Annotated in this window: 24 protein-coding genes and 1 tRNA gene; 14 read left to right on the top strand and 11 right to left on the bottom strand. The window is 71.7% G+C overall.

Annotated features, from left to right (window positions below; translation table 11 throughout):
* From H0E84_RS10185 to efp, 5 genes are all read right to left on the bottom strand, one after another.
* On the bottom strand, nt 1–562 hold a 562-nt coding region (locus H0E84_RS10185), incomplete at its 3' end, for a phytoene/squalene synthase family protein (RefSeq protein WP_180678543.1).
* A 34-nt stretch (nt 563–596) separates the two neighbouring features.
* Nucleotides 597–1,331, bottom strand: coding sequence for a phosphoglycolate phosphatase (locus H0E84_RS10190; protein WP_180678544.1), 735 nt, complete (start codon nt 1,329–1,331; stop codon nt 597–599).
* The gene (gene ubiG, locus H0E84_RS10195; RefSeq protein WP_180678545.1) at nt 1,321–2,064 is read right to left on the bottom strand and encodes a bifunctional 2-polyprenyl-6-hydroxyphenol methylase/3-demethylubiquinol 3-O-methyltransferase UbiG; all 744 of its coding nucleotides are present in this window, start codon (nt 2,062–2,064) and stop codon (nt 1,321–1,323) included. The genes H0E84_RS10190 and ubiG overlap by 11 nt, the downstream gene beginning before the upstream one ends.
* A 25-nt stretch (nt 2,065–2,089) precedes the next feature.
* Nucleotides 2,090–3,427 carry a TRZ/ATZ family hydrolase gene (locus H0E84_RS10200; protein WP_180678546.1) on the bottom strand — a complete coding sequence of 446 codons (1,338 nt, stop codon included), beginning with the start codon at nt 3,425–3,427 and terminating at the stop codon, nt 2,090–2,092.
* A gap of 17 nt (nt 3,428–3,444) precedes the next feature.
* Nucleotides 3,445–4,011 (bottom strand): elongation factor P, encoded by a 567-nt coding sequence (gene efp / locus H0E84_RS10205; protein ID WP_180678547.1) that lies wholly within the window; start codon nt 4,009–4,011, stop codon nt 3,445–3,447.
* A gap of 88 nt (nt 4,012–4,099) precedes the next feature.
* Here efp and epmB point away from each other — a divergent pair, with 88 nt between their 5' ends.
* Both epmB and H0E84_RS10215 read left to right on the top strand, forming a co-directional pair.
* Nucleotides 4,100–5,104 carry an EF-P beta-lysylation protein EpmB gene (epmB, locus tag H0E84_RS10210; RefSeq protein WP_180678548.1) on the top strand — a complete coding sequence of 335 codons (1,005 nt, stop codon included), beginning with the start codon at nt 4,100–4,102 and terminating at the stop codon, nt 5,102–5,104.
* 64 nt (nt 5,105–5,168) lie between these two features.
* On the top strand, nt 5,169–7,247 hold the full coding sequence (locus H0E84_RS10215; RefSeq protein ID WP_219339682.1) for an EAL domain-containing response regulator: 2,079 nt from the start codon (nt 5,169–5,171) through the stop codon (nt 7,245–7,247).
* Between the two features lie 149 nt (nt 7,248–7,396).
* On the opposite strand, the gene htpX is transcribed toward H0E84_RS10215, so the two are convergent.
* Nucleotides 7,397–8,293 carry a protease HtpX gene (gene htpX / locus H0E84_RS10220; RefSeq protein WP_180678549.1) on the bottom strand — a complete coding sequence of 299 codons (897 nt, stop codon included), beginning with the start codon at nt 8,291–8,293 and terminating at the stop codon, nt 7,397–7,399.
* A 132-nt stretch (nt 8,294–8,425) separates the two neighbouring features.
* Between htpX and gluQRS the strand changes: the two genes are divergently transcribed.
* The 4 genes from gluQRS (at nt 8,426) to phbB (H0E84_RS10240) (ending at nt 11,894) form a co-directional block, all read left to right on the top strand.
* Complete coding sequence (gene gluQRS, locus H0E84_RS10225) at nt 8,426–9,340, top strand: tRNA glutamyl-Q(34) synthetase GluQRS (RefSeq protein WP_180678550.1); 915 nt, start codon at nt 8,426–8,428, stop codon at nt 9,338–9,340.
* A gap of 55 nt (nt 9,341–9,395) precedes the next feature.
* On the top strand, nt 9,396–10,139 hold the full coding sequence (gene phbB, locus H0E84_RS10230; protein ID WP_180678551.1) for a beta-ketoacyl-ACP reductase: 744 nt from the start codon (nt 9,396–9,398) through the stop codon (nt 10,137–10,139).
* 511 nt (nt 10,140–10,650) lie between these two features.
* Nucleotides 10,651–11,142: a polyhydroxyalkanoate synthesis repressor PhaR gene (gene phaR / locus H0E84_RS10235; protein ID WP_180678552.1), complete on the top strand. Its 492-nt coding sequence runs from the start codon at nt 10,651–10,653 to the stop codon at nt 11,140–11,142.
* The gene (gene phbB, locus H0E84_RS10240) at nt 11,139–11,894 is read left to right on the top strand and encodes an acetoacetyl-CoA reductase (protein ID WP_180678562.1); all 756 of its coding nucleotides are present in this window, start codon (nt 11,139–11,141) and stop codon (nt 11,892–11,894) included. Before phaR ends, phbB (H0E84_RS10240) begins: the two co-directional genes overlap by 4 nt.
* A 16-nt stretch (nt 11,895–11,910) precedes the next feature.
* On the opposite strand, the gene H0E84_RS10245 is transcribed toward phbB (H0E84_RS10240), so the two are convergent.
* Nucleotides 11,911–12,804 carry a M48 family metallopeptidase gene (locus tag H0E84_RS10245; protein WP_180678553.1) on the bottom strand — a complete coding sequence of 298 codons (894 nt, stop codon included), beginning with the start codon at nt 12,802–12,804 and terminating at the stop codon, nt 11,911–11,913.
* 62 nt (nt 12,805–12,866) lie between these two features.
* Nucleotides 12,867–14,726, bottom strand: a complete 1,860-nt coding sequence (locus H0E84_RS10250) for a formylglycine-generating enzyme family protein (RefSeq protein ID WP_180678554.1) — start codon at nt 14,724–14,726, stop codon at nt 12,867–12,869.
* 108 nt (nt 14,727–14,834) lie between these two features.
* Between H0E84_RS10250 and rnd the strand changes: the two genes are divergently transcribed.
* Both rnd and H0E84_RS10260 read left to right on the top strand, forming a co-directional pair.
* Complete coding sequence (gene rnd / locus H0E84_RS10255; RefSeq protein WP_180678555.1) at nt 14,835–15,917, top strand: ribonuclease D; 1,083 nt, start codon at nt 14,835–14,837, stop codon at nt 15,915–15,917.
* Nucleotides 15,918–16,059: 142 nt separating this feature from the next.
* Nucleotides 16,060–16,135, top strand: a tRNA-Ala gene (locus H0E84_RS10260).
* A gap of 127 nt (nt 16,136–16,262) precedes the next feature.
* Here the strand turns inward: H0E84_RS10260 and H0E84_RS10265 are convergent.
* A complete protein-coding gene (locus H0E84_RS10265) occupies nt 16,263–17,030 on the bottom strand; it encodes a DJ-1/PfpI family protein (RefSeq protein WP_219339683.1) in 768 nt (255 codons plus the stop codon).
* Nucleotides 17,031–17,438: 408 nt separating this feature from the next.
* Here H0E84_RS10265 and H0E84_RS10270 point away from each other — a divergent pair, with 408 nt between their 5' ends.
* From H0E84_RS10270 to H0E84_RS10295, 6 genes are read left to right on the top strand one after another with little or no spacing between them, the layout of a single operon-like run.
* Entirely contained in the window at nt 17,439–17,753 is a 315-nt protein-coding gene (locus H0E84_RS10270; RefSeq protein WP_180678556.1) for a BufA1 family periplasmic bufferin-type metallophore, read from the top strand.
* Nucleotides 17,754–17,776: 23 nt separating this feature from the next.
* Nucleotides 17,777–18,679 carry an MNIO family bufferin maturase gene (gene bufB / locus H0E84_RS10275; RefSeq protein ID WP_180678557.1) on the top strand — a complete coding sequence of 301 codons (903 nt, stop codon included), beginning with the start codon at nt 17,777–17,779 and terminating at the stop codon, nt 18,677–18,679.
* On the top strand, nt 18,676–19,485 hold the full coding sequence (locus H0E84_RS10280; protein WP_219339684.1) for an HvfC/BufC family peptide modification chaperone: 810 nt from the start codon (nt 18,676–18,678) through the stop codon (nt 19,483–19,485). The genes bufB and H0E84_RS10280 overlap by 4 nt, the downstream gene beginning before the upstream one ends.
* A gap of 1 nt (nt 19,486) precedes the next feature.
* Nucleotides 19,487–20,032 carry a DoxX family protein gene (locus H0E84_RS10285; RefSeq protein ID WP_219339685.1) on the top strand — a complete coding sequence of 182 codons (546 nt, stop codon included), beginning with the start codon at nt 19,487–19,489 and terminating at the stop codon, nt 20,030–20,032.
* A 20-nt stretch (nt 20,033–20,052) separates the two neighbouring features.
* Nucleotides 20,053–20,718 (top strand): RNA polymerase sigma factor, encoded by a 666-nt coding sequence (locus tag H0E84_RS10290; RefSeq protein WP_219339686.1) that lies wholly within the window; start codon nt 20,053–20,055, stop codon nt 20,716–20,718.
* Nucleotides 20,711–21,373 (top strand): NrsF family protein, encoded by a 663-nt coding sequence (locus H0E84_RS10295; RefSeq protein ID WP_180678559.1) that lies wholly within the window; start codon nt 20,711–20,713, stop codon nt 21,371–21,373. The genes H0E84_RS10290 and H0E84_RS10295 overlap by 8 nt, the downstream gene beginning before the upstream one ends.
* Nucleotides 21,374–21,460: 87 nt before the next feature.
* Here H0E84_RS10295 and H0E84_RS10300 read toward each other — a convergent pair whose 3' ends face one another.
* Both H0E84_RS10300 and H0E84_RS20880 read right to left on the bottom strand, forming a co-directional pair.
* Nucleotides 21,461–24,622, bottom strand: a complete 3,162-nt coding sequence (locus tag H0E84_RS10300; protein WP_180678560.1) for a CusA/CzcA family heavy metal efflux RND transporter — start codon at nt 24,620–24,622, stop codon at nt 21,461–21,463.
* On the bottom strand, nt 24,619–25,604 hold a 986-nt coding region (locus H0E84_RS20880), incomplete at its 5' end, for an efflux RND transporter periplasmic adaptor subunit (protein WP_425600479.1). The genes H0E84_RS10300 and H0E84_RS20880, both read right to left, overlap by 4 nt.

Here is a 25,604-nt window from a genome sequence, read left to right on the forward strand (position 1 = left end):
GCGCGGCGTGGATCCGGCGCGGGCGCGGACCGTCCGCCGGATGCGGCCACTGCTGCAGCAGCCACAGCGCCTCGGTGCGCTGACCGGCCAGCAGCACCCGCTCGCCGGTGAGGCACTGCGCCACGCTGGCGGCGGCCCCCTCCCCGGCTGCCGCCGCGCCGCCGTCCGACAGGACCTGCTCGCAATCGGCGGCGGCCCGGCCCAGCGCCTGCAACGCCTGCAGGGTCGCTGCCGCGCCGAGCTCCCGGGTGGCGGGCAGTACGGCCAGGGCGCGGCCGAGTTCCAGCCAGGGCGCGCGGAAGCGCTGCAGACGCTCGCCGAGCGGATGCCGCCGTGCGCCACGCGACCAGCCCTGCAGCTCCTCCTGCCACCAGGCCAGCTTGGCGAGCCCGGGGGTGGGATCCGGCCCGCCCCAGGCGGCGTCGCTCAGCTCCTGCAGCAGCGCGAACCACGCGGCGGCGGGTGCGCGTGCGGGCTCGGGCAGGAACGCGACGGCGATCCGCCATTCCGGCCAGCGGGTGCGCCACTTGGCGATGAATCCCTCGGCTTCCGAAGCGTTCATTTCGTCGATCCGGGGAACGGCACCGTGCGCGGCGTCAGGCGGGCGGGGCCGTCGCGGCCGCCCGGGATGCGCGATCCTCCGACCACGGCCAGCGGCCGGGCACGAGCAGGTCCTGCGGCGCCTCGACCATCACGTCGCCCAGCCACGCCACCGGATCGTCGTCGTGCAGGCGGTAGCCCCACAGCGCGACCACCGAGGGCATGCCCGCCGCGCGCGCCGCGGCGATGTCGCGCTCGTCGTCGCCGACGTAGACGCAGGAACCCGCCGCCAACCCGGCCTCGCGCGCCGCATGCAGCAGCGGCAGCGGATGCGGCTTTCGCTCGGGCAGCGTGTCGCCGCCCACCAGCACCGCGCAGCGCCCTTCCCAGCCGAGCTGCGGCAGGATTTCCCGCGCCAGATGCTCGGGCTTGTTGGTGACGATGCCCCACACCGAACCGGCCGCCTCCAGCGCCGCCAGCAGTTCCTCGACGCCGGCGAACGGCGCGCCGTGGCGGCCGAGCTCCTCGCGATAGACCTCCAGGAATTCCGGCACCAGTCCGGCGACGTCCGCCTCGGCCAGGTCGGGGAACGCCGCCGCGGCCATCGCCCGCGCGCCGCGCGAGACCCGCGGCCGCAGCGCCGCCAGCGGCATCGGCGCGATCCCGCGCGCGGCGCGCATGCGGTTCACCGTGGCCAGCATGTCCGGAGCGCTGTCGAGCAGGGTGCCGTCGAGGTCGAACAGCACCCCCGGCGGATAGCCGCCCCGCCCCGCCACGGCCCTAGCGCCCATGCCCGGCGCCCGGCCTGACCGCGCATGCGAGGTAGTTGACGTCGGTGCGCCGGCTCAGGCGCGCGGCATTGCGCCAGGGCGCGTAGGCCATGCCGCTGACGTCCTCCAGTTCCAGCCCCGCGTCCTGCAGCCAGCGCCGCAGCTCGGACGGGCGGATGAAGTCGCGGTACTGGTGAGTGCCCCTGGGCAGCAGCCCGGCCACGTACTCGGCGCCGACGATCGCCAGCGCGAACGCCGCCGGCGTGCGGTTGAGGGTGGACACGAACAGCCGCCCGCCCGGCCGCAGCAGCCGCGCGCAGGCGGCGACGATGGCGGCAGGGTCCGGGACGTGCTCGAGCATTTCCATGCAGGTGACCACGTCGAAGCTCTCCGGACGCGCAGCCGCCAGGCTCTCGACCGCGGTTTCCTGGTAGTCGACCTCGATGCCGGACTCCAGGCGGTGCAGCCTGGCGATGCGGATCAGTTCCGCCGACAGGTCGATCCCGGTGACCCTGGCGCCCTCGCCCGCCATCGCTTCGCTGAGCAGACCGCCGCCGCAGCCGACGTCCAGGACCTCGGCGCCGGCCAGCAGCGCCCGTTCGGCGACGTAGGCCAGGCGCACCGGATTGAGGGCGTGCAGCGGCTTCTGGGGACCGTCGGGGTCCCACCAGCGCCCGGCCAGGGCCCCGAACTTGTCGAGCTCGGCCTGGCGGAAGTTCGGCGGCTGCCGGGGGTCGGATCCGCTGCTGGTCATGTCCCGCTCCTGTGGTCCGGTTGGCTCAGCGGCGGATCGCGGCGATCCGCTCGCGCCATTGCCGTGCATTGGCGACCACGGCCGCGGCGTCAAGATCCACCAACTCGCGCGCCACCAGCTTCTCGCGTCCGGCGATCCAGACGTCGCCGACCTGGTGGCGGCCGGTGGCGTAGACCAGCTGCGAGAACACGTGGTGGAGCGGCTGGGTCTCCAGCGGCGAGAGGTCGATGCAGGCCAGGTCGGCCTGCTTGCCCGGCTCGATCGAGCCGACCAGATGGTCGAAGCCGATCGCCTTCGCCCCGCCCAGGGTGGCCGCGCGCAGCGCCGTGGCGGCGTCGAACGCGCCGGCGTCGCCAGCCACGGCCTTGGCCAGGATCGCCGCGGTGCGGGTCTCGCCGAGCATGTCGAGGTCGTTGTTGCTGGCGCAGCCGTCGGTGCCGATCGCCAGGTTCACCCCGACGCGCTCCAGCGCGCAGGCCGGGCAGAAGCCGGAGGCCAGCTTGAGATTGGACTCCGGGCAATGCACCACGGAGACGCCGCGCTCGGCGCATTGGCGCATCTCGGCCTCGGTCACCTGGGTCATGTGCACGGCGATCAGGCGGTCGTTGACCAGCCCCAGCCGGTCCAGCCGCGCCAACGGGCGCTGGCCGTGCTCGGCCAGGGACTGCTCGACCTCCTGCGCGGTCTCGTGCAGGTGCAGGTGCACCGGCACGTCGAGCTGGTCGGCGAGCATGCGGATGCGCTCGAAGCTGGCGTCGCTCACGGTGTACGGCGCGTGCGGCGCGAACGCGGTGTCGATCAGGGCGTCGCCGCGCCACTGGTCGTGGACCTCGCCGGCGCGGTCGAAATACTCGTCGTCGGTCTTCGCCCATGCGGTGGGGAAGTCGATCACCGGCAGGCCGATGCGGGCACGGAAGCCGTGGCGCCGGTAGGTCGCCGCCTGCACGTCCGGGAAGAAATAGTTCTCGTTGACGCAGGTGGTACCGCCGCGGAGCATCTCGGCGATCGCCAGGGTCACGCCGTCGGCGACGAACTCGGGGCCGATCACGGCGGCCTCCACCGGCCAGATGTGCTGCTGCAGCCAGACCTTGAGTGGCAGGTCGTCGGCGACGCCGCGCAGCAGCGTCATCGGATTGTGGGTGTGCGCGTTGACCAGGCCGGGGATCAGCGCCCCGTCCGGGCGCGAGACGATGCGCCCGGCAGCGAACCGCGCGCGCGCCTCGGCTGCCGGCAGCACGGCCAGGATCACGCCATCGCGGATCGCCACGGCGTGGCGCTCCAGCACCACCCCGTGCGGCTCGACCGGGACCACCCAGCCGGCTTCGATCAGCAGGTCGCAGGGCTGGGGGATGGATTCGGTCATTCGATCTCCTGCGATGGTCATTTCACCCGGCTGACGTACTCGCCGGACCGGGTGTCGACCTTGATCAGCTCCTCCTGGCCGACGAACAGCGGAACCCGCACCACCGCGCCGGTCTCCAGCGTCGCCGGCTTGCCGCCGCCGCCGGAGGTGTCGCCGCGCACGCCGGGGTCGGTCTCGGTGATCTGCAGTTCGACGAAGTTGGGTGGGGTGACCTGGATCGGGGTGCCGTTCCACAGCGTGACCACGCAGGCCTCCTCGCCCTTGAGCCACTTCTCGGCGCCGGCCATGCCGGCCTTGTCGGCCTGCACCTGCTCGAAGTTCTCCGGGTTCATGAAGTGCCAGTAATCGCCGTCGCTGTACAGGTACTGCATGTCGGTATCGACCACGTCCGCCGCCTCGACCGAGTCGGTGGACTTCATGGTGACTTCCTGCACCCGGCCGGAGCGGATCAGGCGGTACTTCACCCGCGTGAAGGCCTGGCCCTTGCCCGGCTTGACGTACTCGGTATCGGTGATGATCGCGGGCTCGCCGTTGACCAGGATCTTCATCCCGTTCTTGACGTCGTTCATGCCGTAGCTGGCCATCGCTGCTCCTGCTGTGCCGCCGCGAGGGCGGATAGAATGTCGGATTCGCGGCCGGCCGGCGCCGGACGCACTGGAAAACAAGCCCGACATGATACCCGCAGCCCCCATCCCCATGCAGCCGCGGCGCTGGCAGCAGGCCTGGCGCGAGGCGGTGCGCGATCCACGCGAGCTGTTGGCGCTGCTCGGCCTGGAGGGTACGGTGCCGGCGATGTCGGACGCCGCCGCCGCGCAGTTCCCGCTGCGGGTGCCGCGCGGCTTCGTGGCGCGGATGCGCCGCGGCGACCCGCACGATCCGCTGCTGCGCCAGGTGCTGCCGCTGGACGAGGAGCTGCACCCGGTGCCCGGCTTCGACCTCGACGCGGTCGGCGACGGCGCCGCCCGCGCCGGCCGCGGCGTGATCCGCAAGTACCGCGGCCGCGCCCTGCTGGTCTCGACCGGCAGCTGCGCGGTGCACTGCCGCTACTGCTTCCGCCGCCACTTTCCCTACGCCAAGGAAACCGCCGCCGCGGCGGGCTGGGACGAGGCGCTCGCCGCGATCCGCGCCGACCGCTCGATCGAGGAGGTGATCCTCTCCGGCGGCGACCCGCTGTCGCTGGCCACCCCCAAGCTGGCCGAACTCACCGACGCCCTCGCCAGGGTGCCGCACGTGAGCCGCTTGCGCCTGCACACGCGCCTGCCGGTGGTCCTGCCGGAGCGCGTCGACGACGACCTCGCCGCCTGGCTCGCCGCCCTGCCCTGGCCGGTGGCGGTGGTGATCCACGCCAACCACGCCAGCGAGTTCGACGCCGGGGTCGACGAGGCCCTTGCCGCCCTGCGCCGCGCCGGCGCGGTGCTGCTGAACCAGGCGGTGCTGCTGCGCGGGGTCAACGACTCCGTCGAGGCGCTGGCGGCCCTGGGCACGCGCGGCTTCGCGGCCGGGGTGCTGCCCTACTACCTGCACCAACTGGACCGGGTGGCCGGCGCCGCGCATTTCGAGGTGCCCGACCGGCGCGCGCTGGCCCTGCATGCGGCGCTGCGCGAGCGCCAGTCCGGTTTCCTGGTCCCCAGGCTGGTGCGCGAGGTGGCCGGGGATGCGTCGAAACGCCCACTTTGACCGGGCCGGCATGGACGCGGCCGGCGCCGCCATGGCATAACCGTCGCCCACTGGGGAGGACCGCATGTCGAAGAATCCGGACAACGCGCTGCGGCTGATGGTGGTCGACGACAGCATGGAGGAGGCCGAGACCATCGTCAGCGGGCTGCGCAACGCCGGCGTGGCGGTCCGCCCGCTGCGCCCTGCGTCGCTGGAGGAGCTGGGCACCATGCTCGGCGGCCAGACCATCGACCTCGTGCTCGCCGCCGACAAGTCCAGCGTGATCCCGCTGGCCGAGGTCGCTCAGCGGGTCCAGGGCAGCGGCAAGGACATCCCGCTGATCGCCGTCGCCGATACCGTCGACGACGCCGTGTTCGCCACGGCCTACGGTTTGGGCGTGCGCCGGATCGCCCTGCGCAGCAAGCCGCAGCTGCTGCTCAACCTGGTCCGGGACGAGTGGGCCGACCTGGACGCGCGGCGCAAGCTGCGCCGGCTGGAATCGCGCGTCCGCGAGACCGAGCGCCGCTGCGACGCCCTGATCGAGTCCTCGCGCGACCCGATCGCCTACATCCACGAGGGCATGCACATCCGCGCCAACGGCGCCTACCTGGAGATGTTCGGCTACGAGTCCTTCGAGGACATCGAGGGCATGTCGCTGCTGGACATGGTGGCGCCGCAGCACCTGGAGGACTTCAAGTCCCTGCTCAAGCGACTGGGCAAGGGCGAGGCGCCGCCGCCGCGCTACGAGCTGCAGGCGCGCGACATGGAGGGCAACGCGTTCCCGGCGTCGATGGAATTCACCCCCGCCCAGTACGAGGGCGAGGCCTGCCTGCAGGTGGTGTTCCGCCGCGAGGAGGTCGACCCGGAACTGGCGCGCCAGGTCGAGGAACTGCGCCAGCGCGATCAGGTGACCGGCCTGCTCAACCGCCCGACCTTCCTGCGCGCACTGGAGGACGCCGTCACCGAAGCCGCGCAGGGCGACGGCAAGCACGGCCTGCTGCTGCTCGAGCCCGATCACTACCAGCGGCTGCTCAACGAGATCGGACTGGATTCGGCCGACGACATGCTCGCCGCCATGGCCCAGCGGCTGCGCGGCGTGCTGGATCCCGGCGTCCTGGCGGCCCGCTACTCCGAGCACCGGCTGGCGGTGCTGCTGCGCGGCGCCGATCACGCCGCCACCACCGCGCTGGCCGAGCGGATCCTCGAGGCGTTCGCCTCGCACGTGTTCGCGATCGGCAACCATTCCAGCACCATCACGGTGAGCCTCGGCGGCGTGCAGATCGGCGAGAAGATCGCCAGCGTCGGCCAGGTGCTGGCCAGGGCGGTCGAGGGGGTGCAGTCGTCGCTGGGCACCGGCGGCGCCCGCTACGAGATCTTCGACCCGGCCGCCTCCGACCGCGCCGAGGAGGAGCACGTCAAGGCCTGGGTGGCGCGGCTGCGCGACGCCCTCGACAACGACGGCTTCGTGCTGCACTACCACCCGGTGATCAGCCTGCAGGGCGACACCGGCGCGGTCTACGAGACGCTGCTGCGGCTCGACGCCGGCGAGGGCGAGCTGGTCAAGCCGCTGTCGTTCCTGCAGATCGCCGAGGAGCACGGCCTGCTGTGGGAGATCGACCATCACGTGATCGGCCAGGCGATCGCCCGCATCGGCGAACGCATGCGCGCCGGCAACCCGACCACGCTGCTGGTCAAGGTCAGCCAGGCCTCGCTGCACGACGACAGCCTGGTGCGCTACATCGGCGAGCAGCTGAGCCAGCACGGCGTGCCGGGCGAGTACCTGGTGCTGGAGCTGCCCGAGGCCAAGGTGTTCACCCACCTCAAGGCCACCCAGGATTTCGCCGTCGCGATCGGAAAGTACGACTGCCGCCTGGCGCTGGAGCAGTTCGGCATCGGCCTGGATTCGTTCCAGCTGCTGGCGCATCTGCAGCCGCACCTGCTCAAGCTGGACCCCAGCTTCACCGACGAGCTGGTGCAGAACCCAGACAACCAGAAGCGGATCCAGGAAATCGCCGGCAAGGCGCGCGAGCTCGGCATCCGCACCATCGCCGAGTTCGTCCAGGACGCGGCCAGCATGTCGATCCTGTTCTCTGCAGGCGTCGACTACGTGCAGGGCAGCTTCCTGGCCGAACCCGGGCCGGAGATGAACTACGACTTCGAATAGAGCCGGGAATCGGGAATCGGAAAAGCAGTGTGCGGCCACTGCTGATCTGTCAGCCACCCCGGCTCTCGACAGCCGAATGGGTCCAGCTGTGATGACCCTCAAGGGGGGACAGGTCTTTGCCGACTCCCGATTCGCGATTCCCGCCCGCGTTAGACCGCCACGTGCCGCGCGGCATCGGCCGCCGGTGGCGCGTTGCGCAGGGCGGCGATGCGCTCCTCGAGCGGCGGATGGCTCATCAGCAGGCGGCGCAGGCCGCTGCCGACGCCGCCGCTGATGCCGAAGGCGGCGATCTGCTTGGGCAGGGTGCTGTGGCCATAGGTCTGGGCCAGGCGCTCCAGCGCCGCGATCATCTTCGGGCGGCCGGCCAGGCGTGCGCCGCCGGCGTCGGCGCGGAACTCGCGCCGGCGCGAGAACCACATCGCGATCATGCTGGCGAACAGCCCGAAGATCATGTCGAGCGCGAACACCACCGCGTAGTAGCCCAGGCCGGTCGAACTGCGCCCACCGCTGAGGTAGCCGTCGATGACCCGCCCGACCACGCGCGCCAGGAAGATCACGAAGGTGTTCAGCACGCCCTGCAGCAGCGCCATGGTGACCATGTCGCCGTTGGCCACGTGCGCCACCTCGTGCGCCAGCACCGCCTCGGCCTCGTCGCGGCTCATCGACCGCAGCAGGCCGGTGGAGACGGCCACCAGGGCGGCATTGCGGCGCGCGCCGGTGGCGAAGGCGTTGATCTCCGGCGCGTCGTACACGGCGACCTCGGGCGTGCCGATTCCGGCGTCGCGCGCCTGCCGCTGCACGGTCTCCAGCAGCCAGCGCTCGACCTCGCTGCGCGGCTGGGCGATGACCTGCGCGCCGGTGAAGCGCTTGGCGGTCCACTTCGACAACGCCAGCGACACGAACGCGCCGCCGAAGCCGAAGACCGCGGCGAACACCAGCAGCCCGGCATTGGTGCCGGGGTCGATGCCGAAAACCGCCATGACGATGCTGACCAGCGCCAGCACCGCCAGATTGGTGGCCAGGAACAGTCCGATCCGCTTGAACATGGGGCGTCGATCCTCTATCGGGTGGCGCGGGGGCGCCGTCTCGCCTGCCATTCGAATGTGGCCATGCGCCGATGAATTCAAGATCATGACGGCGCCCGTCCGACCCGCCGTCCAGCCGCCGTTCGCCGTCCGATGACCTCCCCTCCCCGCCCCGAGCGTGGCCGCTTCGCGCCCTCGCCGACCGGTCCGCTTCACTTCGGTTCGCTGGTCGCGGCCATGGGCAGCTGGCTGTACGCGCACCGCGCCGGCGGCGAATGGCTGGTGCGGATCGAGGACCTCGACCCGCCGCGCGAGGTGGCCGGCGCATCCGCCGCACAGCTGCGCACCCTCCGCGCCTTCGGTCTGCAGCCCGACGGCGAGGTGCTGTACCAGAGCGCCCGCGGCGACGCCTACCGCGCGGCGCTCGACCGCCTGCTGGCCGGCGGCGACGCCTTCGTCTGCCACTGCAGCCGTGCGGACCTGGCCGCCACCGACGGCATCCACCGGCGCTGCGTGGCCTCCAGCCCCCGCTCCGATCCGTCGGTCCGGCTGTGCGTCCCCGCGGGCACGCGGGTGGCGTTCCGCGACCAGGTGCAGGGCGTATTCGCCCAGGACCTGGCCGCCCAGGTCGGCGACATCGTGCTGCGCCGTGCCGACGGCTGCTGGGCCTACCAGCTGGCCGTGGTCGTGGACGACGCCGCCCAGGGCATCACCGAGGTCGTCCGCGGCGCCGACCTGCTCGACTCCACCCCGCGGCAGATCCACCTGCAGCAGCGCCTCGGCCTTCCGACCCCGCGCTACGCCCACCTGCCGCTGGTGCTCGACGGCGACGGCCGCAAGCTCTCCAAGTCGCTGTCCTCCCTTCCGGTCGACGACGCCGAACCGCTGCCGGCGCTGCGCGCCGCCTGGGCCGCGCTCGGTCAGACGCCGGCGGCGGTCGCCTGCGCCGGCTCGCCGACGGCGCTGCTGTCCGCGGCGCTGCGCGCTTTCGACCCCGCGCGCATCCCGCGCCGGCGCGAGACGCTGCTCGCCGCAACGCACAACGCGGATGTCCCGGCCCGCCCATAGAATGGCCGCATGGGTCCAGCGACCCGCACGACCACGATTCCTGGAGGGAGCGGCGATGACGGCAACACGCGTGGCACTGGTCACCGGCGGCACCGGCGGCATCGGCACGGCGATCTGCAAGCGCCTGAGCGATGCCGGCTACAAGGTCGCCACCAACTACCGCAACGAGGACAAGGCCGGGCGCTGGCAGGCGGAGATGAAGGAATCCGGCTACGACGTCTTCCTGGCCAGGGGCGACGTCTCCTCGCCCGACGAAGCGGCGGCCATGGTGGCCGAGGTGACGCGACAGGCCGGGCCGGTGGACATCCTGGTCAACAACGCCGGCATCACCCGCGACGGCACCTTCCACAAGATGACCCCCGAACAGTGGCACGAGGTCATCAATACCAACCTCAACTCCGTGTTCAACGTTACCCGCCCGGTGATCGAGGGCATGCGCGAGCGCAAGTGGGGGCGGATCATCCAGATCAGCTCGATCAATGGCCAGAAGGGCCAGTACGGCCAGGCCAACTACGCCGCCTCCAAGGCCGGCATGCACGGCTTCACCATCTCGCTGGCGCAGGAAAACGCCCGCTTCGGCATCACCGTCAATACGATCTCGCCAGGCTACATCGGCACCGAGATGGTGATGGCGGTCCCCGAGGCCGTGCGCGAGAAGATCGTCGCCCAGATCCCCACCGGCCGCCTCGGTTCGCCCGAGGAGATCGCCTACGCGGTCGCGTTCTTCCTTCCCGACGAGGCCGCCTGGATCACCGGCGCCAACCTCTCGGTCAACGGCGGCCAGTACATGGGCTGGTGAGGCGCCCGCCCGGGCGCCCGCGGCCCGGGCGAGCCGGAGGGGCGATCCGCAGGAGCGGCCCACGGCCGCGAAAACCGCGGCTGGCTCCGGCCGGACCGGCGGCGATCACGGGAGTATTCCACCGCATCGGCCTTCGCGGGCATGACGCGCTCCTGCGTGGGTCGCCCGTCCTGCGCGGACGCAACCCGCGGCTCGCCAGCGCCTGGAATCGATGTTCCTGAGGTGGCGACGCGCCTCCCGGAGCGCCTGCCGGGTGCTCAGGTCACCAAGCGAGTATCGGGGAGCGACTGACCTGAGTGCCCGGCAGGCGCTCCCCCGCAGCGCCCCCCGCAGCGCCCCCTGCAGCACTCCCCGCAGCGCCCCCTGCAGCACTCCCCGCAGCACTCCCCCGCAAGCGCTCCCGCAGCGCTCCCCATCGTGCGCACAGCCCGTGAATACGCCCCCCGCCGCTGTTGCAAGCGCTGCCGCGCTGCGCCATGCTGCGCGGCAACACGGTTAGAGTCACTGCTCCATGAGCGCAATCCGGATCATCAAGAAATACCCTAACCGGCGTCTCTACGACACCGAGATCTCCAGCTACATCACCATCGAGGACGTCCGCCAGCTGATCGTCGACGGCGAGTCCTTCGAGGTCCGCGACGCCAAGAGCGGCGACGACCTCACCCGCCAGGTCCTGCTGCAGATCATCGCCGAGCACGAACAGGACGGGCAGCCGATGCTCTCCACCCAGCTGCTCAGCCAGATCATCCGCTTCTACGGCGACTCCCTGCAGGGCTTCATGGGCACCTATCTCGAACGCTCCATGCAGACCTTCCTCGAGCAGCAGCAGCAGTTCCGCCAGCAGATGGGCGGCCTGCTCGACCAGACCCCCTGGTCGATGATGAACAAGCTGACCGAACGCAACCTCGAACTCTGGCAGGAGTTCCAGCGCAACCTCACCGGCAGCGTCGGCCAGAAGCCCTCCGGCGAGCGCGGCCCGCCCGGCGACAAGCGCGGGCGCTGAGGGGCGTGGCGTCGGCAAAACGTACCGCCGTCGTCACCGGCGGCATCGGCGGGCTCGGCACCGCGATCTGCATCGCCCTGGCACGCGCCGGGCGCCGCGTGGTCGCCGCCGACCTGGGCGGCAACCCCGAACGCATCGAGCGCTTCGAACAGGACGTCGACGGCCTGGACGTCGGCTTCGCGCCGCTGGACGTCGCCGACTTCGACGCCTGCAGCGCCCTGGTCAACGAGATCGAGGCGGCCCACGGCTCGCTCGATATCCTGGTCAATGCCGCCGGCATCACCCGCGACGTCACCCTGCGCAAGATGGATCGGGTGCAGTGGGACGCGGTGATGAACGTCAACCTGGACGGGGTGTTCAACATGTGCCGGCATGCGGTCGAGGGCATGGCCGCGCGCGGCTTCGGCCGCATCGTCAACATCAGCTCGGTCAACGGCCAGACCGGCCAGTTCGGACAGACCAACTATTCGGCCGCCAAGGCCGGCATGCACGGCTTCACCATGGCGCTGGCGCGCGAGGTGGCGCGCAAGGGCGTCACCGTCAACTCGGTGTCCCCCGGCTATTGCGAGACCGCCCTGGTCACCGCGATGCCGCAGCAGATCCGCGACGGCATCGTCGCCCAGGTGCCGGTGGGCCGGCTCGGCCGCCCGGAGGAGATCGCGCGCGCCGTCGAATTCCTCGCCGCGGAGGATGCCGGCTTCGTCACCGGTGCCAACCTGCCCGTCAACGGCGGGTTGTTCATGAGCTTCTGATCCACGGGCCACGCAGCTACGGGTCGCCCTGCTCGCAGAAGCGCTGCCGGTACTCCAGCGCCTTGGGCATCAGCGCCTGCAGGTTCTGGATGCGGGTGCCCGGATTGGGATGCGTGGAGGCGAACTCCGGCGGCGCCTGCCCGCCCCCCGCCGCGCCCATCCGCTCCCATAGCGGCACCGCCTGACGCGGATCGAAACAGGCCGCGGCGGCCAGCATCAGCCCGACCTCGTCGGCCTCGCTCTCGTGCTTGCGCGCGTACGGCAGCAGGTAGCCGTAACCCATCGCCGCCATCACCATCTGCTGCTGCTGCGGATCCATGCCGCTCAGCGCCCCGGCCATCTGCCCCATCTGCCCCAGCTTCTGCTGCGCCATCCGCTGCGCGCCATGGCGCAGCAGCGCGTGGGCGATCTCGTGCCCCATCACCACCGCCATCGCGTCGGCGTTCTGCGCCACCGGGACCAGGCCGGTATAGACCGCCATCTTCCCGCCCGGCAGGCAGAACGCGTTGGCCTGGTCCGAATCGATGACGTTGACTTCCCACTCGAAGCCCTCCGAGAACCGGGTCGGCTCGAGTCCGTGCTCGGCGGCCAGCGCCGCCTCCACCTCGTCGACCCGGTCGATCAGCCGCGCGGCGATCGCCTGCACCTGCAGCGCCACCTCGCTGTCGCGCGGCACGGGCCGCTCCTGCGACAGGATCTCCCGGTAGGCCTGGGCGCCGAGCGACTTCTCGGCGTCCGCCGACAGGCTGCGGTCGATCAGCACGTTCTGACCGGTCACCGGGTCCACGCTCTGGTTCGAGAACCAGTACCAGGCGCCGTAGCCTGCGAACAGCAGCAGCACCCACAGCCGCAGCCCGCCGCCGCGTCGCCGCCGGGCGGCCGGCTGGCCTTGCGGATGCTGTCGTCTCATCAGGGATCTCCAGGAGAGGCGGCGGGAGGATCGCCCCGCCCGTGCGACGGTCGCGTCAACGTTCAGAGTTCGCGCATCACCCGGAAGCCGATCCGCGCATTGGTGGTGTCGCGCGCGGCCGGCGCGCGCCAGGCCGAACGGACCTGCTCCGGGGCGCTGGCCCAGGAACCGCCGCGGATCACATGGGTCCTGCACCCGGGATTCACCCACGGCGACGCATCCCGCGGCGCGCGGCGGTAGCTGGCATGCCAGCAGTCGGCGACCCATTCGCTGGCGTTGCCTTCCAGGTCGTGGACGCCCCAGCGGTTGGCGGCGAAGCTGCCGACCGCCGCCGGGCCCCAGTGCCCGTCGCCGTAGCCCTCGAACGCGTTGCTCCAGCCGCGCCCTCCGGCCGAGCGGTCCAGGCCGCCGGTGAAGTTGCCCGCCTTCTCCGGCGGCGCGCCCGCGCCCCACGGATACGGCGTCGCGGTCCCTGCCCGCAGCGCATACTCGAACTCGGCCTCGCTCGGCAGCCGATAACGGCTGCCGCTCTCCTCCGCCAGCCACTGCGCGTAGGCCTCGGCGTCGAGCGCGCTGACGTGCAGCACCGGCATGTCGTCGGCGGCCGGCGCGCCGAGATAGTCGGAGCGCCAGTCGACCCCGCTGCGGCGGACGAAATTGCCGCTGCGCTCGTCGTACACCATCGAGAAGCCGCGCCGCACCGCGCGCGTCTGGTAGCCGGTGGCGTTGACGAAGCGGCGGAACTCCCCCACCGTCACCTCGTGCACCGCGATCGCGAACCCGCGGTCGAAGCGGATGTTGCGCTGCGGCCGCTCGCTGTCGCCGGCGCCCTCCTCGTCGTCCGGGGCGCCCATGGTGAAGGCGCCGTGCGGCATCACCGCCATGCGCGGGCCGCGCGCGCCGCTTTTCAGCGCATCGGTGAACTGCTGCCCGGGACGGAACAGGCCGTAGTGCACCGCCAGGCTGATGCGCTCGCGCAGCTCCGCCGCGGCCGGGTCCCCGGGCTCGGCGATCAGCAGCAGTTCGGCGAGGATTTCGCGCGCCCTGGCGATGCCGTCGAAGCCGCCCAGCGCGGCGATGCCCTGGTCGCGCAGGCGCGCCACGCGCACCGCGCGCACCCGGGCGATGCGCTCGCGCGCGTCGGGCACCGTGGCGATCTCGGGCCGCAGCTTGCCGGCGTGTTCCAGCCACTGCCCGGCGGCGTCGAAATCGTCGCCTTCGGCCGCGCGCTCCGCGCGTCGGATCAGGCCGCTTTCCACCGCCGCCAGGTTCTGCATCGCCCGCGGCTGTCCCGGCTCCAGCTCGAGCGCCTCGCGCAGCGGCTCCAGTGCCCCGCCGCCGGATTCCCCATAGCGCTCCTCGGCGATCTCGGCCTCGGCCGCGCGGTTGAGCTCCCACAGGCGGTCGGCACGGTCGACCCGCTGCAGGTACGCCTGGACGGGTGGACTTTCCGGCCAGACCGCGCGCGCCACCGCGGCGATCCGGCGCGCTTCGCGCAGGGCCACGAAGTCGTCGTCGCTGTGGTCCAGCGCCGCGGCGCCGTCCGCCAGCAGGCGCTCGCGCGCGCCTTCCAGGCCCTCGGCCGCGGCGCGATCGTCGGGATCGTGCTCCAGCAGCGCCAGGTAGATCGGGATGGCGGCCTCGTCGTCGTCGTACAGGTGCCCCTGCTCCAGCGCCTCGGCCGCCTGCTCGCGCGCCTCGTCCAGGCCGGCATCTTCCGCGAGCGCCACCTCGGGCCGCCGCCAGGTCAGGGTGGCGGCGATGCTGTCGTCGCCGCTGACGGTCACGCTCCCGCTGCGCTCGCGCTCGGCCGGCGTCGACGCTTCCTCCCCGGCCTCGCCGCCTTCGCGCGAGCAGCCGGCAGCCATCGTCAGCAGCAACAGGGCGAGTACGGCAAGCGCACGCAACCGGAATTCCTTCATCGCAGGCAGGGAGTACAGGGTATCGCGACGGTAGGCCCGGGGCCGCAGCGCGTCAATCGCGCCCTGCCGCCGCGATCGTGCGCCATCGACCTGCTAGGCTGCTGCGCCATGCACAGCCAACAACCGCAGTGGGTCGCCGATCCCGACCGTCTCGCCGAACGCCTGTCCACGCGCCCGGCGCGTGTCGGCCTGGACACCGAATTCATCCGCGAACGCACCTACTGGCCGCAGCTGGCACTGGTGCAGGTGGCCCTGGACGACGGGATCCTGCTGGTCGATCCGCTGGCGCCCGGCATCGCCGACGTGCTGCGCTCCCTGCTCACCGACGCCTCGGTCCTCAAGGTGATGCACAGCGCCGGCGAGGACCTGATCGCCTTCGGCCGCGCCTGCGGCGCCGTCCCCGCGCCGCTGTTCGACACCCAGGTGGCGAACGCCCTGAGCGGCGGCGCGGCCGGCATCGGCTACCAGCGCCTGGTGCAGGAACTGACCGGGGTGGAACTGGCCAAGGGCGAGACCCGCTCCGACTGGTTGCGCCGGCCGCTGTCCGCGGCGCAGCTGGAATACGCCGCCGACGACGTCCGCCATCTGTTCGCCCTGCACGACACCCTGGCGCAGCGGCTCGACGCGCTCGGCCGCCGCGAATGGTTCGAGGAGGACTGCGCGCGCCTGCTGGCGGTGGCCGCCGACGAGCCGGAGCGCTGGCCGCACCTGGCCGTGCGCGCCAGCCTGTACCTCGACGACCCGGGCCGCTACCGCCTGCTGCGCCTGCTGCGCTGGCGCGACTGCTGGGCGCGCGAGCGCGACCGACCGCGCAGCTGGGTGCTGGACAACGAACTGGCCGCGCTGATAGCGCGCGAGCCGCCGGCCGACCAGGCCGGCCTGCAGCGCATCCTCGACGGCCATCCGAAGGCCTCGCGCAAGCTGGCCGAACCGATGTGGCAGGCGCTGGACACGCCGCTGCCGGATGAGGAGCAGGCGCCCGAACCGGTCGAGGAAGTCGACCGCAGGCAGCTGCGCGCCCTGCAGGAGGCGGTGTCCGCCCGCAGCGCCGAACTCGGCCTGCCCGACGGCGTGCTCGCCTCGCGGCGCTGGCTGGAGCGGCTGCTGCAGCAGGGCGAGTGGCCGTCGGCGCTCTCGGGCTGGCGGCGCGCCCAGCTCGAGCCGGTGCTGGGACCGCTGCTGAGCGAGTGAGACCATGGGCAGGGAGGTCGGGTCGGGCGGCGATCGCCGGAGGAGCCCTGGCCGCACCGGCTTCGCGTACATGACACGCGCCTGCGGCGGAGCCCGCCCTCTGGCGGGGTCGCGATGGCGCCCGTATAATCCGCAGCCTCGTGGGGCGGTAGCTCAGCTGGGAGAGCGTCGCGTTCGCAATGCGAAGGTCGGGAGTTCGATCCTCCTCCGCTCCACCATTTTTTCCAGACGAATCAGCGCGTTGCACCTTGCGGTGTGATGCGCTGATTTGCTTGTGGGCAGCGTTTGCGGCAACGCCGGTGTGACAGGTTCGTGGCAATGGCCGCAGGTCCGCGCGTCAAGTGGCTATCGGCGAATGATCGTGATCATGTCCTTTGCGGCGTTGGCGCAGGAAGACATGAACATGGCCGTCACGACGCGGTCGTCGACGACAACGTCGAACTTGTCGGCGAGGTCGTCCTTGGTTTGGAAGAGTCCGCCCCGGTCGCGAAGCGCATCTTCCACTCGAAACGGAAGCAGCAGACCGCCTTTCGACCATCTGCTGGTTTCCTCGCTCGCGTTGGGGAAGCCGGTCACCCGCTTCCCGCTGACCGCGAAGCTGCCGGATCCGAGTGGGATGTTGGCAAGGCTGCCGGGGCCATGGCCGCAGCCGCCGATCGCGCCGCCGCCGGCGTAGATTGTCGAAGCAATGGTGAGGATCCGTTCATCGGTCGCAAGATCGAACAGCGGGCCGAGCCCGCCCGCCACGAAGTAGCCTGCGTATCGGGAGGGGTCGACGTCCTCGGGCTTCAGCGTGTCGTCGCTCCTGTCGCGAAATCCTTCATGCTTGATGGTGTAGCTGACCATCCCGGGCGGATCGAAAGCGTCCTCATCCATGGAGAACGGCACATCGCCGCCTTGCGGGGATACGAAATCGACTTCGAAACCATGCATCACGAACACGTGGTAGGCGGGAGCGACCTCCCAAAGGTTGTTCTTCGCTTCATGCCTGTCGGGGTCGCCCATGTCCACGACGTTGGAGACACCGATCAGGATTCGCGGCCCGTCGCTCGCCAAGGTCGTTGCGCCGGATAGCAGGCCCGCCGCGAGCAACGCGTAGCACGACTTGCGCATGTCGCTTTCTCCGGTGCTTCGGCTTTGAAGTTCGGTCAGCATACTCGGCGCGGGTGGGGGCGATACCTGCCGAAAGTCCCGGCGACGGAGTTCGCTCTCAGATGCGATGGGAAACCCTGGACAGGGTGCGTCATCAGGGACCGCGCTGATCGACCGCAGAGCCAGGTCGCGCCGCATCTCCCGCTGCGTCGGATCGGCCGCGGGCTTCGCCCCGCCCGGCGTTGCCGGGCGCGCGTAACGTCCGGCGCCTCTCGATCGGGCCGACCCGCTCCCCGCCCGCGACGCCCGGCGATGCGATGTAACCATCCGCCCCCTTCGGACGAATGCTCCTGGTGCGGGGGCAGTCGGGCGCTGCTTCCGGCGCTGCGATGCCCCGCCCTTCCCAACTACCGAACAGGAGACTTCCCGATGACCACCCGCATGCAATCCGCCGTTCCCGCATTCGCGCTCGCCGCCGCGCTGGGCTCGGCCCTGGCCATGGGCGCCCCGCCGGCGCAGGCCCAGGAAGAAGGCGCGCGCAAGGAGAAATGTTATGGCGTCGCCCTCGCCGGCAAGAACGATTGCGCCGCCGGCCCCGGCACCACCTGCGCCGGCACCTCGACGCGCGACTACCAGGCCAACGCCTGGACGTACGTGCCGGCCGGCACCTGCACTACGACCGTTTCGGAAACCTCCCCCACCGGCCACGGCCAGCTGGAGCCGTTCGAAGCCAAGAAGTCCTGAACCCCCTTACCGGAGAAAGTTCGGTGAACCGTCCATCGCCTCGCTTCGTCGCCGAATCGTCTCCGCCCGGCCCCGGCCTGCCCGTACGGGCCGGGGTCGGGTTCAAGGCGGTCCATTTCGACGCGCTGCAGGCGGACCCCGCGCCGCCCGGCTTCATCGAGGTGCATGCCGAAAACTACATGGGCGCCGGCGGCGCGCCGCACGCCAGGCTGGCCGCGCTGCGGGAGCGGCTGCCGGTCTCGCTGCACGGCGTCGGCCTGTCGATCGGCGGCGAGGAGCCGCCGGATCCGGCCCACCTCGACCGCCTGGTGGCGCTGATCGCCCGCCACCGGCCGGCCGCCTTCTCCGAGCATCTCGCCTGGTCCACGCATCACGGCAGGTTCTTCAACGACCTGCTGCCGCTGCGCTACGACAGCCGCAGCCTGGCCCGGGTCTGCGCGCACATCGACCGGGTGCAGGAGCGCCTGGGCCTGCGGATGCTGCTGGAGAATCCCGCCACCTACCTCGAGTTCGAAGGCAGCACCTACGGCGAGGCGGATTTCCTGGCCGAGATCGTGCGCCGCACCGGCTGCGGGCTGCTGCTGGACGTGAACAACGTTCATGTCTCCTGCCACAACAACGGCCACGACCCGCAGGCTTACCTGGCGGCGCTGCCGCTCGGCGCGGTTGGCGAGATCCATCTCGCCGGCCACGCCGAGGAGCGCGACGCCGACGGCGGCGTGCTGCTGATCGACGACCATGGCGCGCCTGTCGCCGATGCCGTCTGGGCGCTGTACGCGCGCGCCCTGGCGATGACCGGGCCGGTCGCCACCCTGATCGAATGGGACAACCACGTTCCCGGCTACGCGGCGCTGCGCGAGCAGGCGCGACTGGCCGAAGCGATTCTGGAGCAGGCAGCCGCGCAGGCCGGGGAGATGGCGGCGTGAGCGGCGCAGGCTTTTCCCGCCCGTTCCCGCAGCAGGCCTTCGCTGCCGCACTGCTGCGTCCGGGCCGTGAGGTTCCCGACGCGATCGGGATCCGCGACCGGTACCGCGCCGCGCATCGCCTCGCCGTGCATCGCAACAACTTCGTCGCGGGCCTGGTCGCTGCGTTGGCCGAGTCGTTCCCGGTCACCCTGGCTCTGGTCGGCGCGGATTTCTTTCGCGCCATGGCGCGCGAGCGCGTCCTGTCGGCGCCGCCGACCGGCCCGGTGCTGACCGACTACGCCAGCGGCTTTCCGGCGTTCATCGCCGCCTTCCCGCCCGCGGCCGCCGTGCCCTGCCTCGCCGACGTGGCGAGGATCGAGGCGCTGCGCATCCGCGCCTATCACGCGGCCGATGCCGTCCCGGTGCCGGGCGCGGCCTACCGCGAACTGCTGCAGGCGCCGGAACGGCTGGCCGCCACGCGCGCGCGGCTCCATCCCGCCTGCTGCTGGTTCGGTGCGCGCCATGCCGCGTATTCGATCTGGTGCGCGCATCAGGGGCTGCCGGACATGGGCCGAGCGTGCCTGGCCGGCATCGACCAGGCACGCGCCGAGGACGTGCTGATCGCCCGTCCTGCGTTCGACATCGACGTCGCGCGCCTGCCCGGCGGCGCCGTCGCCTGGCTGGACGCGCTCGGCGGCGGCCATACCTTCGCCGCCGCGCTCGGCGCCGCACATGCGGCCGGGGCCGACGTCGACGCCGGTGCGCTGTTCGCGATCCTGATCCGCCACGGCCTGGTCGTCGGCTTCGATTCCGTACTGGAGCATTGAGATGGACACCTGCGCAGCAACGCCCCCCACCGTCCGACCCGGGATCCTGGCCAGCGCTTCGCGCGTATTGCAGCGCATGATCGCCCGCTTCGAGCGCATTCCCCACGGCGCGATCGCCCTGCTGGCGCGGGTCTCGATCGCCACCACGTTCTGGCTGTCGGGGCAGACCAAGATCGAAGGGCTGGTGCTGGACCCGATCGGCCGCACCGCCGAACTCGGGGTGCCACGGATGTCCGAGAACGCGGTGGAACTGTTCCGCAACGAATACGCGCTGCCGCTGATCCCGCCCGAGCTGGCCGCCGTGACCGCCGCCGTCGCCGAGCACCTGTTCCCGCTGCTGCTGCTGGTCGGGCTGGCCAGCCGCTTCTCGGCACTCGCGCTGCTGGTCATGACGCTGGTGATCCAGGTGTTCGTCTATCCCAGCGCCTTCGCCACCCACGGACTGTGGGCCGCCGCGCTGCTCTATCTCATCGCCAGGGGCCCGGGCGCCGTTTCCCTGGACCACCTGATCGCGCGTCGCGCCCGGGCGCGGCCGCGCGCTTGGTGATCGGGCCGGACCGTCGCATCATGGCCACCGTTGCTCCGTTCCAGCGCCCGGAACCGGCCACGCCGATGCCGCAGTGCAGCCCGCCCGCCGCCAGCGGCGATTCGCCCGGCCACGGCCGCGACAGCGGCGAGGCATGGGCCGGGCTGATGGCGCGGGCGCAGGATGGCGACCGGGTGGCGTACCACGCGCTGCTCACCGGCATCGCTCCCTATGTGCGGGCGATCGCACAGCGCCACCTGGGCCGCGGCGAGGACGCGGAGGACGCCGTGCAGGAGATCCTGCTGGTCGTGCACGACATCCGCCATACCTACGAGCGCGGCAGGCCGTTCAAGCCGTGGCTGGGCACGATCGCCGCGCGCCGCTGCGTCGACCTGCTGCGCCGCCGCGCGCGCCGTGCCGCGCACGAGGCCGACGCCGACGACGCACTGGACCGCCTGCCGGCGGCTTCGCCCGGGCCGGACGAAGCCACCGCGCAGCGCGACGACGGCCGCGCGGTGCGCGCCGCCGTCGACGGACTGGCGCCGAAGCAGCGGCAGGCGGTGCGCCTACTGCACCTGGAGGAGCTGTCGCTCGGCGAGGCGTCGGCCCGCAGCCGGCAAAGCACCGGCGCCTTGAAGGTGGCCTGCCACCGGGCGTTGAAAACGCTGAGGCACGCCTTGGCCGGAAAAGGGGACCCGCATGGCTGACACCGGCAATCTCATCGACCAGCTGTCCGCGCGGGCCGGGCCGGTCCGCCCGCTGGCTTCGCCGGCGCGACGGACGCTGCTGTGGGTGGCGATGGCGGCAGTGCTGATCGCCGGAATCGTCGCCGTCTATGGGCTCCGCCCCGGCTTGGCCGCGGACCTTGCCGCGCCGCCGGCGCTGATCGAATGGCTCGCCAGCATCCTGACCGGCGTTCTCGCCGCCTACGCGGTCTTCCAGATCAGCGTGCCCGGCCGCTCGCCGCACTGGGCCTGGCTTCCGGCGCCGGCGCTGGCACTGTGGCTGGGCGGACTGGGCTGGGGCTGCCTGCGCGATGCCGCGCGCATGGGCAGCGAAGCCTTCGTGCTGAAGCTGGCCAGTTCGGAATGCGCGGTGGCGATCGCCATGACCAGCATTCCGCTCGGGCTGGTGATGCTGCTGATGGTGCGGCATGCCGGCGTGGTCCGCCCCGGGCCCACGGCGATGCTGGCGGCACTGAGCGCCGCGGCGCTGTCGGCCGCAGGCGTGAGCCTGTTCCACGGCGGGGAGAGTGCGCTGATGGTACTGCTCTGGCACTTCGGCGCCGTGCTCGCGCTGTCACTGCTGTGCCTGGCGTTCGGGCGGCCGCTGTTCTCGTGGATCGGGCACGCCCGGCGCTAGCAGCGTCTTCTGCGCACGGATGTCTTCCCGGCTGCACTACCGCGCGGCATGGCGCGCGCAGCGGCGCGGGAGGGGCGCGCGGCGCCATCAACCGGCGCCCCTCGCCTCGCTCGTCCCCCGCCGCTTCAGCTCGCGTCGACGCAACAGCAGGTAGGCGGCGGGGATGACCAGCATCGACAGCAGCGGCGCGCTCAGCATGCCGCCGACCATCGGCGCGGCGATGCGCTGCATGACCTCGGAGCCGGCGCCGCCTCCGAGCAGGATCGGCAGCAGGCCGGCGAGGATCACCGCGACGGTCATCGCCTTGGGCCGCACCCTTTGCACCGCACCTTCGCTGATGGCGGCTTCCAGTTCCGCCTCGCCCGCCTGCGGATCGGCGGCCAGCTGCCGCTCCCAGGCCTGGCGCAGGTACAGCAGCATGATGATGCCGAACTCGGCGGCCACGCCGGCCAGCGCAATGAAGCCGATCAGCGTGGCGACCGACACCGCGTGTCCCATCGCCCAGATCAGCCACAGGCCGCCGACCAGAGCCAGCGGCAGGCTCAGCATGATGAGCGCTGCGTCCGACGCCCGGCGGAACACCAGGTAGATCAGCGCGAAGATGATCGCCAGCGTCGCCGGCACCACCATCCGCAGCCGGTCGCGGGCGCGCTGCAGGTACTCGAACTGTCCCGACCATTGCAGCGCATAGCCCGGCGGCATCGGCACCTGGTCGGCCATGGCGCGCTGCAGATCGGCTACCACCGAGCCCAGGTCGCGGCCGGCCACGTCGACGTAGACGTAGTTGGCGAGGCGGCCGTTGTCGCTCTTGAGCATCGGCGGCCCGGCAGTGAGCGCCAGATCGGCTACCTGGCCCAGGGTCAGCTGCACGCCGCCCGGGGCGACGATCGGCAGCTGCGCCAGTGCCGCCACCGAGTCGCGTCGGTCGCGCGGATAGCGCAGCACCACCGGGTAGCGCTCGCGCCCCTCGATCGTCTCGGCGATCGGCGCGCCACCGACCACGGTGGCGATCAGGCGCTGCACCTCGGCCTGGCCGAGCCCGTAGCGTGCCGCCGCCTCTGGGTGCACCGCGACGTCGAGGTAGCGCCCGCCGCCGATGCGCTCGGCCAGCGCCGAACTCACCCCGGGCACGCCCTGGGCCACCTGCTCGATGCTGGCGCTCAGCCGCTCGAGTTCGCCGACGTCGGGGCCTGTCACCTTGATCCCGATCGGGCTCTTGATGCCGGTGGCCAGCATGTCGATGCGGTTGCGGATCGGCGGCACCCACAGATTGGTCAGGCCGGGCACCCGCACCGCGCGGTCGAGTTCGTCGCGCAGCTTCTCCGGGGTCATGCCCGGCCGCCATTCGCTGCGTGGCTTGAAGGTCACCGTGGTCTCGAACATCTCCAGCGGCGCCGGGTCGGTCGCCGTCTCCGCCCGCCCCGCCTTGCCGAACACGTGCGCAACTTCGGGCACGGTCTTGATCATGCGGTCGGTCTGCTGCAGCAGCTGCGCGGCCTTGCCGGCCGACAGCCCCGGCAGCGCGGTGGGCATGTACAGCAGCGTGCCCTCGTCCAGCGGCGGCATGAATTCGCTGCCCAGGCGCAGCAGCGGCACCAGGCCGAGCAGCAGTACGCCGCCGGCCAGCAGCAGCACCAGCCGCGGGAAACGCAGCACCAGCGCCAGCACCGGCCGGTAGAGCGCGATCAGGCCCCGGTTGAGCGGATTCTCCGTCTCCGATCGGATCCTGCCGCGAATCAGGTAGCCCATCAGCACCGGCACCAGGGTCACCGCCAGGCCGGCCGAAGCGGCCATCGCATAGGTCTTGGTATACGCCAGCGGCGAGAACAGCCGCCCCTCCTGCGCCTGCAACGCGAACACCGGCACGAACGACAGGGTGATCACCAGCAGGCTCACGAACAGCGCCGGACCGACCTCGCTGGCGGCTTCGGCGATCAGGCCCCAGCGTTCCTCCGGCCCGGGCTCGCGCCCGCCGTGGGATTCGCGCCAGGCCTCCAGATGCTTGTGCGCGTTCTCGATCATCACTACCGCGGCGTCGACCATCGCGCCGATGGCAATCGCGATCCCGCCCAGCGACAACAGGTTGGCGCTGATGCCCTGGTAGTGCATCACCACGAAGGCGGCCAGCACCCCCAGCGGCAGGGTCACCACCGCCACCAGTGCGGAGCGCAGGTGCCACAGGAACAGCGCGCAGACCAGCGCGACAACCAGAAATTCTTGGGCCAACTTGCCGCCAAGGTTGCGCACTGCCGCGACGATCAGCTCGGAGCGGTCGTAGGTGGTCACCACCTCCACGCCCTCCGGCAGGCTGTCCTGCAGCTCGCCCAGCCTGGCCTCGACCGCCCGGATCGCCGCCAGCGCGTTCTTGCCTGTGCGCAGGATCACGATGCCGCCGACGACCTCGCCCTCGCCATCGAGTTCGGCGATGCCGCGGCGCAGGGCCGGACCCCGCCGCACGCTCGCCACCTCGCGCAGCAGCACCGGCACGCCGCCGATCCCGGTGGCCACCGGGATCCGCTCGAAGTCCTCGCGGCTGCGCAGGTAGCCTTCGCTGCGCACCATGATCTCGGCCTCGGCCTGCTCGATCACCGAGCCGCCGGTGGCGCCGTTGGCGGCGCGGATCGCATCGGCCAGCTGCGCCACCGTTACCCCGCGCGCGGCCAGCGCCTCCGGTTCGGGCACCACCTGCCACGCACGGAGCATGCCGCCGACGGTGGCCACTTCGGCCACGTCGGGCACGGTCTTGAGTTCGTAGCGCAGGAACCAGTCCTGCAGCGCGCGCAGCTCGCCCAGGTCGTGGCGGCCGCTGCGGTCGACCAGGGCGTACTGGTAGATCCAGCCCAGGCCGGTGGCGTCCGGCCCCAGCGACGGATTGACCTGTGCCGGCAGCTGCTCGCGCACCTGGCTCAGGTACTCGAGCACGCGCGAGCGCGCCCAGTACAGGTCGGTAGCGTCGTCGAACAGCACATAGACGTAGGAGTCGCCGAAGAACGAGAAGCCGCGCACGTCCTTGATGCCGGGCACCGACAGCATGGTCGTGCTGAGCGGGTAGGTCACCTGGTCCTCGACGATGCGCGGGGGCTGGCCCGGCCAGGGCGTGCGGATGATCACCTGGGTGTCGGACAGGTCGGGCAATGCATCCAGCGGCGCCCGCACCATCGCCCACAGCCCCCACGCGGCCAGCGCCGCCGCTGCGGCGAGCACGAACACGCGGTTGGCGATGGAGGCGTGGATCAGCCGCGCGATCACGGATGCACCCCGTCATGCCCCGCGTGATCGGCATTGCCATCGCCGTGGCCATCGCCGTCTCCGTCTCCGTCTCCGTCTCCGTCTCCGTCTCCGTCTCCGTCGGCAGCAGTGTCCTCGACGTCCTGCACGGTGCAGCCGGGATCTGCTTCGGGCGCGAACTTCGGCACCAGCAGCATGTCCATGAACGGCGATTTGCCGGGCTGCTCGAAGTGCCGATCCGGCACCATCGGGTCGTACCAGTAAAGCACCGTGCAGTTCCGCACCGCGCCGGCGGGCTCCCGCCCTTGCCCGTCGTTGCCGCGCGCGCGCGGCGGGGACGGCGCTGACGTGCCGCTCCCCTCGCCCAGCCGTTCCAGCGCTCCGGACAGGCTGGCCTCGGAGTCGATCAGGAACTGTCCCGAGGCGACCACGCGCTCACCGCCCTCCAGCCCGGAGAGGATCTCGGTCGATCCGCCCGCGCTGCGGCCGGCCCTCACCGCCACCGGAACGAATCGGTCGTCGGCGTCCAGCACGATCACCCGCGCCCGGTCGCCGCTGCCGATCACCGCATCGGTCGGCACCAGCTGGACCTCGGCGCCACCCTCCGGACGCAGCCGGACCTGGGCGTACATGCCCGGCGCCAGCAGCGCGTCCGGGTTGTCGAGCACGATGCGCACGGCCTGGGTACGGTTGCCGGGATCGACGTCGGGCAGCAACGCTTCGACCCGGCCCTCGAATCGCTGACCGGCGAGCGCGCTGACGCTGGCCTCGACCGGTGTGTCCACACGCAGCCCCGCCACCCGCGCCTGCGGCACGGCGGCCTGCAGCCAGACCGTCGCACTGTCGTTGATGCGCAGCAGCAACGTTCCCGGCAGCACGGCCTGGCCTTCGCGGACGCCGATCTCGCTGACCACGCCGCTCGCCGGTGCGGTCAGCACGACGGTGCCGCCGGCTCCGGCACGGGCGCCGGCCGGCAGGCCGAGCGCGCGCAGGCGCTGGCGGG

This window comes from Luteimonas salinisoli, assembly GCF_013425525.1.
Classification (GTDB): Bacteria; Pseudomonadota; Gammaproteobacteria; order Xanthomonadales; family Xanthomonadaceae; genus Luteimonas; species Luteimonas salinisoli.

Excerpts from the sequence above, each read along its gene's own strand:
- H0E84_RS10190 (WP_180678544.1), bottom strand. The coding sequence starts at position 1,331 with ATGGGCGCTAGGGCCGTGGCGGGGCGGGGCGGCTATCCGCCGGGGGTG.
- efp (WP_180678547.1), bottom strand. The coding sequence starts at position 4,011 with ATGGCCAGCTACGGCATGAACGACGTCAAGAACGGGATGAAGATCCTG.
- H0E84_RS10245 (WP_180678553.1), bottom strand. The coding sequence starts at position 12,804 with ATGAGACGACAGCATCCGCAAGGCCAGCCGGCCGCCCGGCGGCGACGC.
- H0E84_RS10265 (WP_219339683.1), bottom strand. The coding sequence starts at position 17,030 with ATGCGCAAGTCGTGCTACGCGTTGCTCGCGGCGGGCCTGCTATCCGGC.
- H0E84_RS10250 (WP_180678554.1), bottom strand. The coding sequence starts at position 14,726 with ATGAAGGAATTCCGGTTGCGTGCGCTTGCCGTACTCGCCCTGTTGCTG.
- H0E84_RS10215 (WP_219339682.1), top strand. The coding sequence starts at position 5,169 with ATGTCGAAGAATCCGGACAACGCGCTGCGGCTGATGGTGGTCGACGAC.
- rnd (WP_180678555.1), top strand. The coding sequence starts at position 14,835 with ATGCACAGCCAACAACCGCAGTGGGTCGCCGATCCCGACCGTCTCGCC.
- phbB (WP_180678551.1), top strand. The coding sequence starts at position 9,396 with ATGACGGCAACACGCGTGGCACTGGTCACCGGCGGCACCGGCGGCATC.
- H0E84_RS10295 (WP_180678559.1), top strand. The coding sequence starts at position 20,711 with ATGGCTGACACCGGCAATCTCATCGACCAGCTGTCCGCGCGGGCCGGG.
- ubiG (WP_180678545.1), bottom strand. The coding sequence starts at position 2,064 with ATGACCAGCAGCGGATCCGACCCCCGGCAGCCGCCGAACTTCCGCCAG.
- H0E84_RS10270 (WP_180678556.1), top strand. The coding sequence starts at position 17,439 with ATGACCACCCGCATGCAATCCGCCGTTCCCGCATTCGCGCTCGCCGCC.
- H0E84_RS10285 (WP_219339685.1), top strand. The coding sequence starts at position 19,487 with ATGGACACCTGCGCAGCAACGCCCCCCACCGTCCGACCCGGGATCCTG.
- phaR (WP_180678552.1), top strand. The coding sequence starts at position 10,651 with ATGAGCGCAATCCGGATCATCAAGAAATACCCTAACCGGCGTCTCTAC.
- H0E84_RS10200 (WP_180678546.1), bottom strand. The coding sequence starts at position 3,427 with ATGACCGAATCCATCCCCCAGCCCTGCGACCTGCTGATCGAAGCCGGC.
- epmB (WP_180678548.1), top strand. The coding sequence starts at position 4,100 with ATGATACCCGCAGCCCCCATCCCCATGCAGCCGCGGCGCTGGCAGCAG.
- htpX (WP_180678549.1), bottom strand. The coding sequence starts at position 8,293 with ATGTTCAAGCGGATCGGACTGTTCCTGGCCACCAATCTGGCGGTGCTG.
- gluQRS (WP_180678550.1), top strand. The coding sequence starts at position 8,426 with ATGACCTCCCCTCCCCGCCCCGAGCGTGGCCGCTTCGCGCCCTCGCCG.
- H0E84_RS10290 (WP_219339686.1), top strand. The coding sequence starts at position 20,053 with ATGGCCACCGTTGCTCCGTTCCAGCGCCCGGAACCGGCCACGCCGATG.